Genomic DNA, 16,008 nt, shown 5'->3' with positions numbered 1-16,008 from the left:
GCACATGGTAGCCTCTGCCAAGGGTTCTGAACAGCCGGACAGTGGTGGATTCCGGAAATAGTCGCCCTACGCGAAGGCGCCTTGACACAAACTCAGCAAAGCCGCCGGAAACAGACCCAGGAACAGGATGGTCAACCCGTTGACCGACATCACCGCGCGCACGCCGCCGGAGCTGAGGATGGGCGCGTCGGTCGTTGGCCGGTCGAAATACATGAGCTTCACCACCCGCAGATAGTAGAAGGCGCCGATGATCGAAAAGAACACGGCAACCAGGGCCAGCCAGACCATATCGATCCGCACGACCGCCTCCAGCACCAGCAGCTTGGCCATGAAACCGACCGTCGGCGGAACCCCGGCCGCCGAAAACATCATGATCGCCATCATGGCCGCATACCAGCCATCGCGGTCATTGAGCCCGCGCAAATCCTCCAGATTCTCGACGTCGAAACCTTTCCGGCTCAGGATGGTCATGATGCCGAACGCTCCCGCCGCGGTCAGAGCGTAAACGATCGCGTAGAACATGGCCGCGGCATAACCCTGCGACGAGCCGGCCAGGAGTCCCAGAAAAATAAAGCCGACATGGGAGATGGCCGAGTAAGCCATCATCCGCTTGATATTGGTCTGGGCGATGGCGACTAGATTACCCAGGCCCATGGACAGCACGGCCAGGATCGCCAACATGCCTTGCCAGTCCGCCTGCAGGCCACCCATGGCGTCGACCAACAGCCGCACGGCGAGGGCGAAAGCCGCAATCTTGGGGGCGGAACTCAAGAACAACGCGACCGGGGTCGGCGCCCCCTCATAGACGTCCGGCACCCACATGTGGAAGGGCACGGCGCCGAACTTGAAACCAATGCCGATCACCAGGAAGGCGATTCCGAAGATCAGAACCTTGTCTTTCGTCCCTTGCTCGGCGATCGCCTGCGCCACCGGGCCAAACTCGATCGAGCCGGTCGCACCGTAGATCATGGAAACGCCGTAGAGCAGCATCCCCGAACCCAAAGCGCCGAGGACAAAATATTTCATCGCCGCCTCGGACCCGGTCGGCGAGTCACGATCAAAGGCCACCAGGGCATAGAAACAGAGCGCCAGGAGTTCCAGACCGAGGTAGAGCGTCAGGAAGCTATTGGCGTCGATCATCACCAGCATACCGAGCACGGCAAAGAGACCCAGCGCATAATACTCGCCAAGCAGGAGGCCGCGATCCTTGAGCCAGGGCTGAGCATAGACAAAGGCGAAGATCGAGATGATCAGCACCGCCCCCTTGAGCAGGTCGCTCATCGCATCACGCACCACATTCCCATCGAAGAACAACTCCTGCGCACCACCGCCGACCGCGCCGGTGAACCCGATCGCGACGAGTAGACCGATGATTGCCAGCGTATGGTTGAAACCTTTGTGCTCGTCCTTGAGGTACAGGTCCACCATCAGCACAAGGCTCGCAGTGATCGCGACTACGATCTCCGGCAGGATGGGCAACAGGTTCGCAGCATCGAATGGCATGGGCATATTCCGTGAACAGGCGCCTGGTCAGGTCAAGACCTACCAGGCGCGGCGATGTCGGGTGAGATCAGGTTGTGGACACCTTAGCTAAGGCGCCAGAAACGCCACGGGCGCCGGCCGTGCCAACAAGCAATCAGCGGACTCCGCGGCGGGCAGTTTGCAGACACTGACCTGGGCAACCAGGTGCTCGACGCTCTTGTGCATGACATCGACGAGGGGCGCGGGCCACAGGCCGAACAAGAGCACCACCGCGGCCAGGGCGCCGAGATTGAATACTTCGCGCTTGTCCAGATCGGCAAGCGCGGCGACCTTCTCGTTCTTGACTTCGCCGTAAATCACCCGCTTGACCATCCACAGGGTGAACGCGGCGGCCAGGACCAGCGTCGTGGCGGCCAGGAAAGCGAACCAGAAATCGGCACGGAAGGCCGCGAGGATCACCATGAACTCACCGACAAAGCCCGAAGTCCCCGGCAGGCCCGCATTCGACATTGCGAAAAAGACCATGAAACCGCCGAACCACGGCATGGTATTGATGACACCGCCATAATCGGCGATCTGGCGGGAATGCATCCGGTCGTAAAGCACGCCGACGCACAGGAATAAGGCGGCCGAAATAAAACCGTGAGAGATCATCTGGATCATGCCGCCCTCGATGCCCATCACCGCCCCGGTACTCTCCCCGGAATGCCGCAGGAGCGCGAACAGAATGAAAAATCCCAGGGTGACGAAACCCATATGGGCGATCGACGAATAGGCGATCAGCTTCTTCATGTCTTGCTGCACCAAGGCGACGAACCCGATGTACACCACCGCAATCAACGACAAGGCGATGATGAGCCAGTCGAGTGATGCGCTGGCATCCGGTGTAATCGGCAAACTGAAGCGCAGGAAGCCGTACCCGCCGATCTTCAGCATGATGGCGGCAAGGATCACCGAACCGCCGGTCGGGGCCTCGACATGCGCATCGGGCAGCCAGGTATGCACCGGGAACATCGGCACCTTGACCGCGAAGGCGAGCAGGAAGGCGACGAAGATCAGGACCTGAGCGCTCATCCCCAGTTCCAGTTCATGGAAATCGAGAATGCTGAAACTGTCGGCCTGGAAGTACATGTAGATCAGCGCGACCAACATGAAGACCGAGCCGAAGAACGTATAGAGGAAGAACTTGATGGTGGCGTAGACCCGATTCGGTCCACCCCAGACCCCGATGATGATGAACATCGGAATCAGCATCGCCTCCCAAAAGACGTAAAACAGGATTGCATCCAGGGCGGAGAAGACGCCGACCATCAACCCTTCCATGATCAGGAAAGCCGCCATGTACTGGGACGGCCGATATGTAATGACGTCCCAGCCCGCCACCACGACGAAGATGGTGATGAAGGTCGTCAGGACGATCAGGGGCATCGAGATACCGTCAACACCCAGGAAATACCAGACATTGAAGGTCGGTATCCAGGCGCCACGTTCGACGAACTGCATGTCGGCAGTGCCGCTGTCAAACCCGATCCACAGACCCAGACTGACCAGAAAGGTCAGCACGGCAGTGCCCAAAGCAAGCCACTTCGACAGGTTGCTATCACGATCGCCGCTCGCAAGCACGACCATGCCGCCCAAGATCGGCAGCCAGATGACCAGCGTCAGTAGGGGGAAAACCGATTCCATCGTCTTTTAGTCTCCTTAAGTCTGATCAGAGGCCGACGAAGATCGTCAACAGGGCAACGAGCCCGACGATCATGGCGATGGCGTAGTGGTAGAGGTACCCGGTCTGCAGGAGGCGCGCGACCCCAGCCAGGCGTCCGACCGAATGCGCTGATCCATTGACCAGGGCGCCGTCGATAAAGACCCGATCGCCGCCATTCCAGAGGGCGTTACCGAGCGATTGACCGCCGCCGCCGAAAACCCGCTGGTTGAAATCGTCAAACCCATACTTGTCCAGGAGGATTCGGGTCACGGGACCGCCCGCCGCCTGAATCTGCTCATCCAGTTTCGGATTCCTGGCAAACATGAGCCACCAGATGAACGCGGCGCCGAACAGACCAGCCATCGCAAGATAAAAGGGCAGACCGGTCATGCCGTGCTGGATGAACGCCCACTGGCCATGCCAGTGATCGGCCAGATGATGCAGGGTGTCGTGCGCATGGTGCACAACGATCGGATGCCAGTCGCCTGACGTGAGCCAGTCGTTCACCAACAGCGGCTCGATCGTGAACCAACCGATCATCACCGACGGGATGGCGAGCAGGATCAGGGGCAAGGTTACCACCCAGGGGGTCTCATGGAGATGGTGTCGGGTGTGATCATCCATGCGCTCCTTGCCATGGAACACCAGAAAATACATCCGGAAGCTATAGAGCGCCGTGATCAGGACCCCGAAGGTCAAGAGGACACTCGCGTACCCGGAGCCGAAAATCGTGGCCCCGCTCACGGCCTCGATGATCGCATCTTTCGAGAAGAAGCCCGAGAAACCGGGAAAGCCGATCAGGGCCAGCGAACCAATGAGCGCGGTAAGCCAGGTGATGGGCATGTACTTGCGCAGCCCGCCCATCTCCCGGATATCCTGATTGTGGTGCATGGCGATGATCACCGAACCGGCGGCGAGGAACAGGAGCGCCTTGAAGAAGGCGTGTGTCATCAGATGAAAAATACCGGCGGCGTAGGCCGATGCGCCCAAGGCCGTGACCATGTAGCCCAACTGAGAGAGTGTCGAGTAGGCCACCACGCGCTTGATATCACTCTGCACGAGACCGATCAGGCCCATGAAGAACGCGGTGGTCGCGCCCACGATCATGACGAACGAGAGTGCGGTCTCCGAGAGTTCGTAAAGCGGCGACATGCGCGCGACCATGAAGACACCGGCGGTGACCATGGTCGCCGCATGGATCAGGGCGGAGATCGGAGTTGGACCCTCCATCGAATCCGGCAACCAGACGTGCAGTGGCACCTGCGCGGACTTGCCCATGGCACCGACGAACAAGAGGATACAGATCAACGACATCAGTGACACGCCACCGAAGAGATTCACCTGCAGATCGGCCTTGGCGGGGGCTGCCGCGAAGACCTCCGCGTAGTCCATGGAGTTGAAGTACATGGCGACCGCGGCGATGCCGAGGATGAATCCGAAGTCGCCTACCCGATTGACCAGGAATGCCTTGAGGTTGGCAAAAATCGCTGACTCCCGTACCGACCAGAAGCCGATCAGCAGGTACGACACCAGCCCCACCGCTTCCCAGCCGAAGAACAACTGCATGAAGTTGTTGGACATGACCAACATCAGCATGGCGAAGGTGAACAGGGCGATGTAGGAGAAAAAGCGCTGATAACTGTTCGTGCCCGCCTTGGAGCCATGCGGCCAGTTGTGCTCGTCATCGGCCATGTAGCCGATGGTGTAGATGTGCACCATCAGCGACACGAAGGTCACCGTGGCCATCATCAGGGCGGTGAGCTTATCGACCAGAAAGCCGACCTCGAACCGGATGCCGTCCGAGACCATCCAGGTGTAGACCGCATCATTGAATACGGGCAGGTCATACCAGATAAACCGGGCAAGCACATAAAACGACAAGGCGGTGGAGATGCCCACGCCCAGGATCGTCACGCTATGGGCCCCACGCCGGCCGATCCGCCCGCCGAAGAAGCCGGCGACGAGGGCGCCGATGAGGGGCGCGAGCACGATGGTCAGGTAGACTTTTTCCATCTCTTCGTTGGCTCTTTCGCTAAGGTTTCCGCACTAGGCCGACACGGCCTGGTGCGGGTGAAAAGACATGACGGAATCGACCGTAGTGCTCAGGGTCACCCCTTCAGACGGTCGAGGTCCTGGACATTGATGGTCCGCCGGTTGCGGAACAGCACCACCAGAATCGCCAACCCGATCGCCGCCTCGGCGGCGGCCACGGTCAGAATAAAGAACACGAAAACCTGCCCGGTCATATCCTGAAGAAAATGCGAGAAGGCGATGAAATTGGTGTTCACCGCGAGCAACATCAGCTCGATGCACATGAGCAGGATGATCACGTTCTTGCGGTTGAGAAAGATCCCGGCAACCGCGAGGCAGAACAGGATACTGCTGAGAATCAGATAGTCGGAGAGTGCGATCATGGCGGCTACTCCTGGGTTTCGGCTTCGACCACAGCAGGCATCTTCAGGATCCGGATGCGGTCCGGCCCTTTGCGCACTTCGACCTGGCGGGCCGGGTCGATGAACTTGGTGTCGGTCCGGTGACGCAGGGTGAGCCGAATCGCCGCCACGATCGCCACCAGCAGGATCACCGCCGCCAGTTCGAAGGGATAGACATAGACGGTGTAGAGCATCATCCCCAGGTCACGCGTGTTATTGACCTCGACCCCGGCGGCCGGCGGCGCGGGGAAGACATCCAGACCAAAGTTGCCGGGGCCCACGATCAGCACGATCTCCACCAGCATGACCGTGGCCACCAGGGCCCCAACCGGCAGGTATTTGATGAACCCCGCCCGCAGTGTCGCGATATCGATGTCCAGCATCATGACGACGAACAGGAACAGCACCATCACCGCACCCACATAGACGAGCACCAGGACAATCCCCAGGAACTCGGCCTCCAGCAGGAGCCACAGCGCCGCGCTGCTGACGAAGGCGACCACCATCCACAGCACCGCATGGACCGGATTGCGCCGCGTGATCACCATCGCCGCGGCCGCCACGGTGATGGCCGCGAAGCAGTAGAAAAGAAATTTCTCAAAGCCCATGGATGCATCCGAAAGCTAGTGTTCAGTCACAAGGAAGATCGGGATCGTGCGCTATACAGGTTCTGGTCGGTCCGCTATCCCGGCTAGCGATACGGCGCATCCGCGGCCCGCGCCGCGGCAATCTGCGCCTCGTACTGGTCGCCGACGGCGAGCAGTTTCTCCTTGGTCATAATGTTCTCGCCGCGCTGTTCGAAGTGATACTCGTAAATACCGGTTTCGACGATCGAGTCCACCGGACAGGACTCCTCGCAGAAGCCGCAGTAGATGCACTTGAACAAATCGATGTCATAGCGCGTGGTGCGCCGCGATCCATCGGCGCGAGGCTCGGCCTCGATGGTGATCGCCAGGGCCGGGCAAGTCGCCTCGCACAGCTTACAGGCGATGCAGCGCTCTTCACCGTTCGGGTAGCGGCGCAAGGCATGCAGCCCCCGGAACCGCGGCGAAATCGGCGCCCGCTCCTCCGGATACTGAACGGTGAACTTACGCTTGAAAAGATAAGCACCGGTCAACTGCATCCCTTTGAACAGCTCGAACAGGAGCAGGCTCTGCACATAGGCACGCGCGGTCTTCAGCATCGGTCATTCCCCCGCGACATCAAGCGGACCACCAAGGCGGCATTTTCGCGACCACGCCGACGGCGACCACGAGAATCCAGACGATCGTAATCGGGATGAAGACCTTCCACCCCAAACGCATGATCTGATCGTAGCGGTAGCGCGGAAAGGTTGCGCGCAGCCACAGGAACAGGAACATGAAGAAGAATGTCTTGAGCAACAGCCAGTGGAAGCCGTCATCCAGCAGGAAGACCCCGGATGCCCAGGCCTGCGGCAGAGGCGACAGCCAGCCACCCATGAACAGGATCGCCGTCAACGCGGAGATCAGGATCATGTTGGCATACTCGGCCAGGAAGAACACCGCGAAGGCCATACCCGAGTATTCCACATGGAACCCGGCAACGATCTCCGACTCACCCTCGGCCACGTCGAACGGAGCACGATTCGTCTCGGCCACCCCCGAGATCACGTAGACGCCAAACAGGGGCAACAGCGGCAGCCAGAACCAGGTGAAGACATTCCCGCTTTGCGCGGCGACGATCTCGCCCAGGTTGAGACTCCCCGCGGCCACCAGCACGCCCACCAGCGCAAAGCCCATGGCAATCTCATAAGCGACGATCTGCGCCGCCGAGCGCATGGCCCCGAGCAGGGCATATTTCGAATTCGAGGCCCAGCCGGCGATGATGATCCCGTAGACCCCCAGGGACGTCAGGGCAAGAATATAGAGCAAACCGGCGTGGATGTCGGCGAGTACCAGGCCGGCATCGAATGGAAACACCGCCCAGGCCGCCAGTGCGGGCGTCAGTGACAGCAGTGGGGCAATGAGAAAGAGCGTCTTGTCGGCCTTCGCGGGCAACACGATCTCCTTCATCATCAGCTTCACCGCGTCCGCGATGGGCTGCAGCGAACCGCGCCAACCCACCCGGTTCGGCCCGATGCGCACTTGCATATAGCCGATGACCTTGCGCTCGGCCAGGGTGTAGTAGGCCACCAGGCCCAGCAGCGGGAGCACGATCGCGATGATCTTCAGCAGGATCTGGATCACCAGCGGCAGCATATTCCAAAGCTCGATCATTGGCTTCGACTCCTCAGGCCTTGGTCATGCTGACGGGGGCGATCTGATCGCCCAGAGACTCGCTGCCCGCGACCCCGGCCGGGATTCGCGCGCAGCCCAGGGGAATCCGATCATCCAGGATGACCGGGGCGCGTACCCCGACCTCGCCTTGTCGAACCTCCACGTGATCCTCGTCCGTCAGACCCAGGGCGGACGCCTGCTCCGGGTGCAACGAGACACTGAAGGCGCCCATGGCGGGGGTGCGCTGGAGCGCGGGTGACCGGCGGACCAAGCCATCGAGTGCATAGATCGGTACATTGCCGATGCGCATCAGTCCCGCCCCGACCCCGACCGGCGGCACCCCACTGAGATCACCCGCCGGAGTATTGTCGGGCTGGACACCCTCACAGCAGGCCGCCAATTCGGCGCGGACAGCCGCCGTATCGCTGTACTCGAAACCAGGAAGCGCCAGCAGGTTCCCCAGGACGCGCAGCACCTTCCAACCGGGCCGGGCCTCTCCCGGCGGTGCCACCGCACCCTGGAAACTCTGCCAGACGCCGTCGGCGTTGACATAGGTGCCGGAGGTCTCGGTAAAGGCGCCGATGGGCAGCATCACCTGCGCGACCGCTTCCAGCGCGGGCGAGCGGAAGGCGCTGGCCGCAATCACGCAGTCCGCCTGGCCGAGTGCCGCCATGGCCTGGGCCGGATTGCCCAGGTCCAGGTCCGGCTCCAGCCCCCAGAGGACCAGGGTCGAACAGGGCGCGGCCAGCATCTCAGCGACCGGAAGACCAACCTGACCGGCCGGTCGGGCGCCCGGCCCCACCTGCGGCAAGGCTCCGGCCAGCGCGGCGCCGACGCTGTTGGCCGCGGTCGGCAGATAGCCCACCTGGCAACCGCTCGCCGCGGCAATGGCATAGGACAGCGCCTTCAGCACCGTGAAGTCCGGGTGGGCCGCGGCCAGCGCACCCAGCAGGACGAGACCCTTGCCGTTGGCGCCGGCGGCCTTGAGCGACGCGGCAACCGCCTGCTGCGTCGGTGTCGGGGCAACGCGGGCGATCCGATCGCGTAGCGGCCCGGTCACCCTGGCGTCCAGCGCGCCGGCGATGCCGATCAAGGCGTCGACCATCCCATCGGGATTGACGACCAATTGGGTGGCGGGGTGAGTCAAGTCGAGTCGATAGGGGTTGACCAGGGCCAACCGACCGCCAGCCAGGACCGCCTTGCGCAGGCGGTGCGCAAGCATCGGCTGCTCCGGGCGGATATCGCTGCCGATCAGCAGGACGCCCTCGCGCGACTGCAGTTCCTCGATACGCACCCCGAGCCAGGGCAGCAGCGGATCCGCGCTATCGCCGCGGAAGTCACGCTGACGCAGACGGTGATCGATATTCGGACAACCCAGCGCACGCGCGAGCGCCTGCGCCAGATACATCTCTTCCAAGGTCGCATTGGGCGCGATCAGCCAGCCGGTCCGGGCGGCGTCGGCGGCCTTGAGCCGCTCGGCCACCAGCGTCAGCGCCTCGGTCCATTCAACCGCGACCCAGGCGCCGTCACGCCGCACCAGCGGGTGCGTCAGCCGGTCCGCCGCGTGCAGTCCCGCATAGCTGAACCGGTCGCGGTCCGAAATCCAGGTCTCGTTGACCGCCTCGTTGTCCCTCGGGTGGACGCGCATGACCTGACCGCGGCGAATATGGAGCTGCACATTCGAGCCGACCCCGTCGTGCGGGGCGATGCTGTCCGCTTCGGTCAGTTCCCAGGCACGCGCGGTGAAGCGGTAGGGTTTGGAGGTCAGGGCACCCACCGGACACAGGTCGATTATATTGCCCGATAACTCGTGGGCAATGGTGTGGGCGACATAGGTTCCGATGCGCATGTGTTCGCCGCGCCCGGTCGCTCCCAGTTCACGCACCCCGGCGATCTCGGCCCCGAAGCGCACGCAGCGGGTGCAGTGAATACATCGGGTCATCTCGGTGGCGATCAGGGGACCGAAATCCTCGTCCATGACGACGCGCTTACCCTCACTGTAGCGCGACAGGCCGTCCCCGTAGCCCATGGCGACATCCTGCAACTCACACTCGCCGCCCTGATCGCAGATCGGACAGTCCAGCGGGTGGTTGATCAGCAGAAACTCCATGGTCCCCTGTTGAGCCTCGATGGCCTTGGGGGAACGGGTCTGCACCTTCATGCCGGGGCCAACAGGAGTGGCGCAGGCCGGCACCGGCTTGGGGAACGGACGCCCGCCCTGCTCCGCTTCCACCAGACACATCCGGCAGTTGGCAGCGATGGAGAGCTTCTTGTGATAGCAGAAACGCGGGATCGCGATACCCTCACGGTCCGCGACCGCGATGATCATCTCGCCCGGCGCCGCCTCGCAGGCGCGACCGTCGATCTCGATGGTAAGCTTATCCGTCATTCCGGTCTCTCAGTCGGCGCCGCACGCCGGGTCACGCGAACCCGCGCCCCAATGCGGCACAACTCCGAAGGGTATGGGGTGTTCCGCAACCGTGCCGGACCACCCCGCGTTTCTTCACCGCTCGCGGGCGCACTGCCCGCCAGCCTCAGGACCCGGCCAGGAACCGGGATTGCTACCGCGATTCGGAACGATCAGGCCGCCTGACTGACTCCGTGCTCGATCAGGTGCGCGAACTCGGCCCGATAATGCTTGAGGAAACTCTGCACCGGCATCGCCGCGGCGTCGCCCAAAGCACAGATGGTGCGCCCGCCGATACGGCCGGCGACACTCTCGAGCAGGTCCAAGTCCGGTGCGCGACCCTGACCGGCGGCAATGCGCCCTACCACCCGCGCCAGCCAGCCCGTACCCTCCCGGCAGGGGGTACACTGACCACAGGATTCGTGCATATAGAAATTGGACAGGTTCGCCAGGACCTTCACCATGCAGGTGCCCTCGGCGATCACGATCACCGCCCCCGAGCCCAGCATCGACCCCGCCTTGGCGATGCTGTCATAGTCCATGTCGGTCTGCATCATGATCTCGCCCGGCACCACCGGCACCGAGGATCCGCCCGGGATCACCGCCTTGAGCCCTTTTCCGTCCTTGACCCCGCCGGCCATTGCCAGCAGGTCCCGGAACGGCGTGCCCAGCGGGACCTCGACATTGCACGGATTATTCACATGCCCGGTGATGGAGAAGAGCTTGAGCCCGCCATTATTGGGCCGTCCCTGCTCCAGGAACCACTTGCCGCCCTTCTCCAGTATCACCGGCACCGAGGCCAGCGATTCGGTATTGTTGATCGTGGTTGGACAGCCGTAGAGACCCACCTGCGCCGGGAAGGGCGGCTTGTAACGCGGCTGCCCTTTCTTGCCTTCAATCGACTCCAGCAGCGCCGTCTCCTCGCCGCAGATGTAGGCCCCCGCGCCCAAATGGGTAAATAGATCGAAGTCCACCCCGGAGCCCAGGATATCGCGACCAACCAGCCCGGCGGCATAGGCCTCCTGCAGTGCGCCATCGAAGCGCTCGATGGGCTCGTAGAACTCACCGCGGATGTAGTTGTAACCGACCGTGGCGCCGATGCAATAGCCGGCGATCGCCATCCCCTCGATCAACTGGTGGGGGTTGTAGCGCAGGATGTCCCGGTCTTTGCAGGTGCCGGGTTCGCCCTCGTCTGAGTTACAGACGATGTATTTCTGACCCGGCGCGCTGCGCGGCATGAAACTCCATTTCAGCCCGGTCGGAAAGCCGGCGCCGCCGCGACCGCGCAGATTGGACAGCTTGAGTTCCTCGATCAGGGTCGCCGGGTCCAGCTTTTCACGCAGGATGCGCTCCCATTGCACATAGCCGCCCAGACTGCGATAGGCCGCCAGGGTAAAGCGCTCGGCCGCGGGCAGATGCATGGTGCGGAAGCAAACCGTATTCTGTTGTGCCGCCATGATGGTTACTCGAGCCCCTCGATCAACCGGTCCAAGGCATCCGGCGTCAGATGTTCGTAGTAGGTCTTGCCGATCAGCACCGCCGGTGCGTCCCGGCAGGCTCCCAGGCACTCCGCTTCTTTGAACGTGAAACGGCCGTCCGCGGTGGTTTGACCCGGCTTGACCTGATACTTGTGCTCGATGTGATGAATCAATTCCTCGGAGCCGTTCAGCATGCAGGAAATGCTGTTGCAGACACAGACTTTATGCTTCGCGGTCGGCGTCTGATCATACATGCTGTAGAAGGTCGCGACCTCATAGACGGCGACCTCCGGCATATCCAGGTAAACGGCGACCGCGTCCATCAGGTCACGCGTCAACCAACCGCCATTCGCCTCCTGGACGAGCGTCAGGGCCGGCATCACAGCGGATTGTTTCCACTCCGGCGGGTATTTGGCGATATGGGTGTCGATCGCGGCACGGATCTCGGACGTGAACAGGGTCGACTTGTCCCGGTCGTGAATCACACCTAAGGGGGCGTTGCGAAAACTCATCAGCGATCGATCTCCCCGAATACGATATCCAGAGTCCCGATAATGGCCACGACATCCGCGAGCATATGGCCCCTGGCCATCTCATCGAGCGCGGCCAGATGGGGGAATCCGGGGGCACGGACCTTGAGCCGATAAGGCTTGTTGGCGCCATCGGAGATGATGTAGCAGCCGAACTCGCCCTTCGGCGCTTCCACCGCGGCATACACCTCGCCGGGCGGGGTGCAGTAGCCTTCGGTAAACAGCTTGAAGTGGTGGATCAGGGCTTCCATGTCTTCTTTCATGGCCTCACGGCTCGGCGGCATCACCTTATGATCATCCACCGCGACCGGCCCAGGGTGGGTGCGCAACCAATCCACGCATTGACGGATGATGCGGTTGGATTGGCGCATCTCCTCGACGCGCACCAGGTAGCGGTCATAGCTGTCGCCATTGACCCCGACCGGGATATCGAAATCCATCAGCGCATAAGCGGCATAGGGCTGCTTCTTGCGCAGATCCCACCCCACGCCGGAACCACGCAACATCGGACCGGTGAAACCCAGTTGCAGCGCCCGCTCCGGAGAAACCACGCCGATCCCGACCGTGCGCTGCTTCCAGATACGATTGTCGGTGAGCAGGGTCTCGTATTCGTCCACACAGGCCGGGAAGCGGTTGGTGAAGTCCTCGATGAAGTCCAGCAGCGAACCATGGCGCGCGTCGTTGCGCTGGGCCTGGTGCTTGCCGCTGTGCCACTTGGTACCGCCCGCCTGGTATTGCGGCATCAGCCCCGGCAGGTCCCGATAGACCCCGCCGGGACGGTAGTAGGTGGCGTGCATGCGCGCCCCGGAGACCGCCTCGTAGCAATCCATCAGGTCTTCACGCTCGCGGAAGCAGTACAGAAAGACGGACATGGCGCCGATGTCAAGACCATGGGCCCCGAGCCACATCAGGTGGTTCAGGATGCGGGTGATCTCATCGTACATGGTGCGGATGTACTGGGCGCGCTCCGGAACCTCGACGCCGAGCAGTTTCTCGATGGCCCGCACGTACCCATGCTCATTACACATCATGGACACATAGTCCAGACGATCCATGTAGCCGATGCTTTGGTTATAGGGCTTGGTCTCGGCCAGCTTTTCAGTTCCCCGGTGCAGCAGGCCGACGTGGGGGTCGGCGCGCTCGATCACCTCACCGTCCAATTCGAGCACCAGTCGCAGCACACCATGAGCCGCCGGGTGCTGCGGACCGAAGTTCAGCGTGTAATTGCGTATTTCAGGCATTGCCCACCCCCGGCGCCGGCTGGTGCGCGGCGTAGCGGCCATCCTCACGAATCACTTTGGGCACCAGCACGCGCGGTTCGATCTGCACCGGCTCGTAGACCACGCGGCCCTGGACCGGGTCATAGCGCATCTCTACATGGCCGGAAATGGGAAAGTCCTTGCGAAAAGGGTGTCCGATGAAGCCATAGTCAGTGAGGATACGGCGCAAATCCGGATGGCCGCGAAAGAGGATACCGAAGAGATCGAACGCCTCGCGCTCGAACCAGTTCGCCGACGCCCACACCGGCAGGACGGAATCCACCACGGGCGCGCTGCCGCCCGCGTAGACCCGCAGCCGCAGCCGCCGGTTATGCGCCAGGGACAGCAGGTGGTAGACCACCGCGAAGCGTTGCGGGTCGTCGACCGCCAAGTCGAGGTCGCGATCGACCCCGCGCCCGAAGCCCGTGCTCGAAGCCTCCACGGTCTCCCACTCGGCCTGACCGTAGGCCGCATAGTCGACCCCGCAGACATCGATCAACTGCTCGAACCGGAAGTCCGCGTGATCATGCAGGATCCGACAGACCGGAAGCAAGTGTCCGACCGGGACGACCAAAGTCACCTCGCCATGCGCGATCAGGGTCTCGCACGCATGGTCGGCCAAGTGCGCGGCCAGAGCCGTCGCCAAAGCGCCGCATCTGCCGTTATGGATCGATGTATCTATTGCCATGGGTCCTCGGTACAAGCGGACGGGCTCAGCGGGCGATGGTACTGGTACGGCGTATCTTGTTCTGGAGCTGGAGGATGCCGTACAACAGGGCCTCGGCGGTCGGCGGACAACCGGGAACGTAGACATCCACCGGCACGATGCGGTCGCACCCCCGCACCACCGCGTACGAGTAGTGGTAATACCCGCCGCCATTGGCACAGGAACCCATGGAGATCACCCACCGCGGCTCCGCCATTTGGTCATAGACCTTGCGCAAGGCCGGGGCCATCTTGTTGACCAGGGTGCCGGCGACGATCATCACGTCGGATTGGCGCGGACTTGGCCGGAAGACGATGCCGAAGCGGTCCAGATCGTAGCGCGACGCGCCGGCGTGCATCATCTCGACCGCACAGCAGGCCAACCCGAAGGTCATCGGCCACATCGAGCCGGTACGCGCCCAGTTGATCAGTTGGTCGGCTGTCGTCGTGACGAAGCCTTTTTCGAGAACGCCCTCTATTCCCATTCCAGCGCCCCCCTTTTCCACTCGTAGACAAAACCAACCACCAGAATCGCCAGGAAGATGACCATCTCCCACAATCCGTAGACCCCAAGATCGCCCAGCACGATCGCCCAGGGGAAGAGGAACGCAATCTCCAGGTCGAACAGAATAAAGAGGATGGCGACCAGGTAGTAGCGCACGTCGAATTTCATGCGCGCGCTTTCAAAGGCCGCGAAGCCGCACTCGTAGGGCGAGTCCTTCTCCGCGTATGGGCGACGCGGACCAAGCACGACGCCAAGCAGCATCGCCCCGGCACCCACGAGCACGGCGACGATGATGAAGATCAGGATGGGAAGATAGTTATCGAGCACTGTCACTCCGCACCGTGGTTGTTATGTTTTCGCGTTTCACGGTTCTGTCTGACGAGTCTAATGTGCGATTGCGCACTAAGTCAACAGTAACTACGCGGGATACGCATTGCCATTCAACTGATTAGAAAACCGAAAAAAAAACGGCAGGTCACTCGCGTGACATGCCGTTAGGTTTGATGGTGCCGACGGCCAGACTCGAACTGGCACGGCTTACGCCACTACCCCCTCAAGATAGCGTGTCTACCAATTTCACCACGTCGGCTAAAAACTGTTCACCTCAGGTCTGTCAAATCACTTTGTCGGAGGCGCATCCGGGTCACCGACCGGGACCGCGGGCACCGCGTCCGGAATCGCTTCCACTTTCGGCGCCGGCACCATCGGCACGTCTCCCGACGGCTGCGCCTCGATCGGCAAGGGCGACTGTGCAGGCGGCGCGACCGCCTCAGGCACCTTGATCAGTGGAACATCGGCGACCGGCGGCGCCGCTGTTACCGGTGCAACGATGCCCGGAATTGCGGGGACATCCGAACTATCCGATGCCGGAACGACGCCGGGGACGACCGGAACTTCCGACGGCTTGGGCGACGGCTTGGGCGACGGCTTAGGCGTCGCCTTTTCGACCGGAATCGGGATAGGCGCCTCAGCAGAGACCACAGTTCCATCGACCGACTCCATCAACCCCGCCGGCTTCCCGCCCTTGGCCGCATAATACGCCAATGCCATGCTGGTTAGGAAGAAGAGGGCCGCAATAATCGCCGTCGCACGCGACAGGAACGAACCCGAGCCGCGCGAGCCGAAGACAGTCGCCGAGGCCCCGGCCCCGAAGGCCGCGCCGGCATCGGCGCCGCGCCCGTGCTGAATCAGTACCAGACCGATCAGGCCGAGCGACAGAAACACTTGAACGACGGTCAGGATGGTCTGCATAACATCAGGGCTCGGAA

14 protein-coding genes, 1 tRNA gene and 1 pseudogene are annotated in these 16,008 nt (G+C 62.1%); all 16 read right to left on the bottom strand.

The features are described 5' to 3' along the window. Positions 1 to 66: 66 nt before the first annotated feature. On the bottom strand, positions 67 to 1,503 hold the full coding sequence (nuoN, locus tag A39O_RS0114965; RefSeq protein WP_020505474.1) for an NADH-quinone oxidoreductase subunit NuoN: 1,437 nt from the start codon (positions 1,501 to 1,503) through the stop codon (positions 67 to 69). A gap of 87 nt (positions 1,504 to 1,590) precedes the next feature. Continuing rightward, positions 1,591 to 3,168, bottom strand: a complete 1,578-nt coding sequence (locus tag A39O_RS0114960; RefSeq protein WP_020505473.1) for an NADH-quinone oxidoreductase subunit M — start codon at positions 3,166 to 3,168, stop codon at positions 1,591 to 1,593. Positions 3,169 to 3,193: 25 nt separating this feature from the next. After that, positions 3,194 to 5,200, bottom strand: coding sequence for an NADH-quinone oxidoreductase subunit L (gene nuoL, locus A39O_RS0114955; RefSeq protein ID WP_020505472.1), 2,007 nt, complete (start codon positions 5,198 to 5,200; stop codon positions 3,194 to 3,196). 95 nt (positions 5,201 to 5,295) lie between these two features. Continuing rightward, entirely contained in the window at positions 5,296 to 5,601 is a 306-nt protein-coding gene (gene nuoK / locus A39O_RS0114950) for an NADH-quinone oxidoreductase subunit NuoK (RefSeq protein ID WP_020505471.1), read from the bottom strand. Between the two features lie 5 nt (positions 5,602 to 5,606). Next, positions 5,607 to 6,227 (bottom strand): NADH-quinone oxidoreductase subunit J, encoded by a 621-nt coding sequence (locus tag A39O_RS0114945; RefSeq protein ID WP_020505470.1) that lies wholly within the window; start codon positions 6,225 to 6,227, stop codon positions 5,607 to 5,609. Positions 6,228 to 6,310: 83 nt separating this feature from the next. Continuing rightward, a complete protein-coding gene (gene nuoI / locus A39O_RS0114940) occupies positions 6,311 to 6,802 on the bottom strand; it encodes an NADH-quinone oxidoreductase subunit NuoI (RefSeq protein WP_020505469.1) in 492 nt (163 codons plus the stop codon). Between the two features lie 19 nt (positions 6,803 to 6,821). After that, positions 6,822 to 7,856: an NADH-quinone oxidoreductase subunit NuoH gene (gene nuoH, locus A39O_RS0114935; protein ID WP_020505468.1), complete on the bottom strand. Its 1,035-nt coding sequence runs from the start codon at positions 7,854 to 7,856 to the stop codon at positions 6,822 to 6,824. A gap of 13 nt (positions 7,857 to 7,869) precedes the next feature. Then, positions 7,870 to 10,245 carry an NADH-quinone oxidoreductase subunit NuoG gene (gene nuoG, locus A39O_RS0114930; protein ID WP_020505467.1) on the bottom strand — a complete coding sequence of 792 codons (2,376 nt, stop codon included), beginning with the start codon at positions 10,243 to 10,245 and terminating at the stop codon, positions 7,870 to 7,872. Positions 10,246 to 10,436: 191 nt separating this feature from the next. Then, a complete protein-coding gene (gene nuoF / locus A39O_RS0114925; protein ID WP_020505466.1) occupies positions 10,437 to 11,720 on the bottom strand; it encodes an NADH-quinone oxidoreductase subunit NuoF in 1,284 nt (427 codons plus the stop codon). 5 nt (positions 11,721 to 11,725) lie between these two features. Next, entirely contained in the window at positions 11,726 to 12,253 is a 528-nt protein-coding gene (locus A39O_RS0114920) for an NADH-quinone oxidoreductase subunit NuoE family protein (RefSeq protein WP_020505465.1), read from the bottom strand. Then, a complete protein-coding gene (locus tag A39O_RS0114915; RefSeq protein ID WP_026199429.1) occupies positions 12,253 to 13,512 on the bottom strand; it encodes an NADH-quinone oxidoreductase subunit D in 1,260 nt (419 codons plus the stop codon). The genes A39O_RS0114920 and A39O_RS0114915 overlap by 1 nt, the downstream gene beginning before the upstream one ends. After that, the gene (locus A39O_RS0114910; RefSeq protein WP_026199428.1) at positions 13,505 to 14,218 is read right to left on the bottom strand and encodes an NADH-quinone oxidoreductase subunit C; all 714 of its coding nucleotides are present in this window, start codon (positions 14,216 to 14,218) and stop codon (positions 13,505 to 13,507) included. The genes A39O_RS0114915 and A39O_RS0114910 overlap by 8 nt, the downstream gene beginning before the upstream one ends. Before the next feature lie 25 nt (positions 14,219 to 14,243). Further along, positions 14,244 to 14,720, bottom strand: coding sequence for a NuoB/complex I 20 kDa subunit family protein (locus A39O_RS0114905; protein WP_026199427.1), 477 nt, complete (start codon positions 14,718 to 14,720; stop codon positions 14,244 to 14,246). Continuing rightward, the gene (locus tag A39O_RS0114900; RefSeq protein WP_020505461.1) at positions 14,711 to 15,067 is read right to left on the bottom strand and encodes an NADH-quinone oxidoreductase subunit A; all 357 of its coding nucleotides are present in this window, start codon (positions 15,065 to 15,067) and stop codon (positions 14,711 to 14,713) included. Before A39O_RS0114900 ends, A39O_RS0114905 begins: the two co-directional genes overlap by 10 nt. 177 nt (positions 15,068 to 15,244) lie before the next feature. After that, positions 15,245 to 15,329 (bottom strand) — tRNA-Leu (locus A39O_RS0114895). Between the two features lie 439 nt (positions 15,330 to 15,768). Further along, positions 15,769 to 15,991: pseudogene (secG, locus tag A39O_RS43375) on the bottom strand (preprotein translocase subunit SecG); the annotation flags it as partial. Positions 15,992 to 16,008 lie beyond the last annotated feature (17 nt).

Source organism: Lamprocystis purpurea DSM 4197, from assembly GCF_000379525.1.
GTDB lineage: Bacteria > Pseudomonadota > Gammaproteobacteria > Chromatiales > Chromatiaceae > Thiodictyon > Thiodictyon purpureum.
This window is presented reverse-complemented; position numbering and strand designations above follow the sequence as displayed.

Bases quoted from the DNA above. Each gene is read 5' to 3' on its own strand.
- nuoL (WP_020505472.1), bottom strand. From the start codon at position 5,200: ATGGAAAAAGTCTACCTGACCATCGTGCTCGCGCCCCTCATCGGCGCC.
- nuoN (WP_020505474.1), bottom strand. From the start codon at position 1,503: ATGCCATTCGATGCTGCGAACCTGTTGCCCATCCTGCCGGAGATCGTA.
- A39O_RS0114945 (WP_020505470.1), bottom strand. From the start codon at position 6,227: ATGGGCTTTGAGAAATTTCTTTTCTACTGCTTCGCGGCCATCACCGTG.
- A39O_RS0114910 (WP_026199428.1), bottom strand. From the start codon at position 14,218: ATGGCAATAGATACATCGATCCATAACGGCAGATGCGGCGCTTTGGCG.
- A39O_RS0114915 (WP_026199429.1), bottom strand. From the start codon at position 13,512: ATGCCTGAAATACGCAATTACACGCTGAACTTCGGTCCGCAGCACCCG.
- nuoH (WP_020505468.1), bottom strand. From the start codon at position 7,856: ATGATCGAGCTTTGGAATATGCTGCCGCTGGTGATCCAGATCCTGCTG.
- nuoK (WP_020505471.1), bottom strand. From the start codon at position 5,601: ATGATCGCACTCTCCGACTATCTGATTCTCAGCAGTATCCTGTTCTGC.
- nuoI (WP_020505469.1), bottom strand. From the start codon at position 6,802: ATGCTGAAGACCGCGCGTGCCTATGTGCAGAGCCTGCTCCTGTTCGAG.
- A39O_RS0114960 (WP_020505473.1), bottom strand. From the start codon at position 3,168: ATGGAATCGGTTTTCCCCCTACTGACGCTGGTCATCTGGCTGCCGATC.
- A39O_RS0114905 (WP_026199427.1), bottom strand. From the start codon at position 14,720: ATGGGAATAGAGGGCGTTCTCGAAAAAGGCTTCGTCACGACGACAGCC.
- nuoG (WP_020505467.1), bottom strand. From the start codon at position 10,245: ATGACGGATAAGCTTACCATCGAGATCGACGGTCGCGCCTGCGAGGCG.
- nuoF (WP_020505466.1), bottom strand. From the start codon at position 11,720: ATGGCGGCACAACAGAATACGGTTTGCTTCCGCACCATGCATCTGCCC.
- A39O_RS0114920 (WP_020505465.1), bottom strand. From the start codon at position 12,253: ATGAGTTTTCGCAACGCCCCCTTAGGTGTGATTCACGACCGGGACAAG.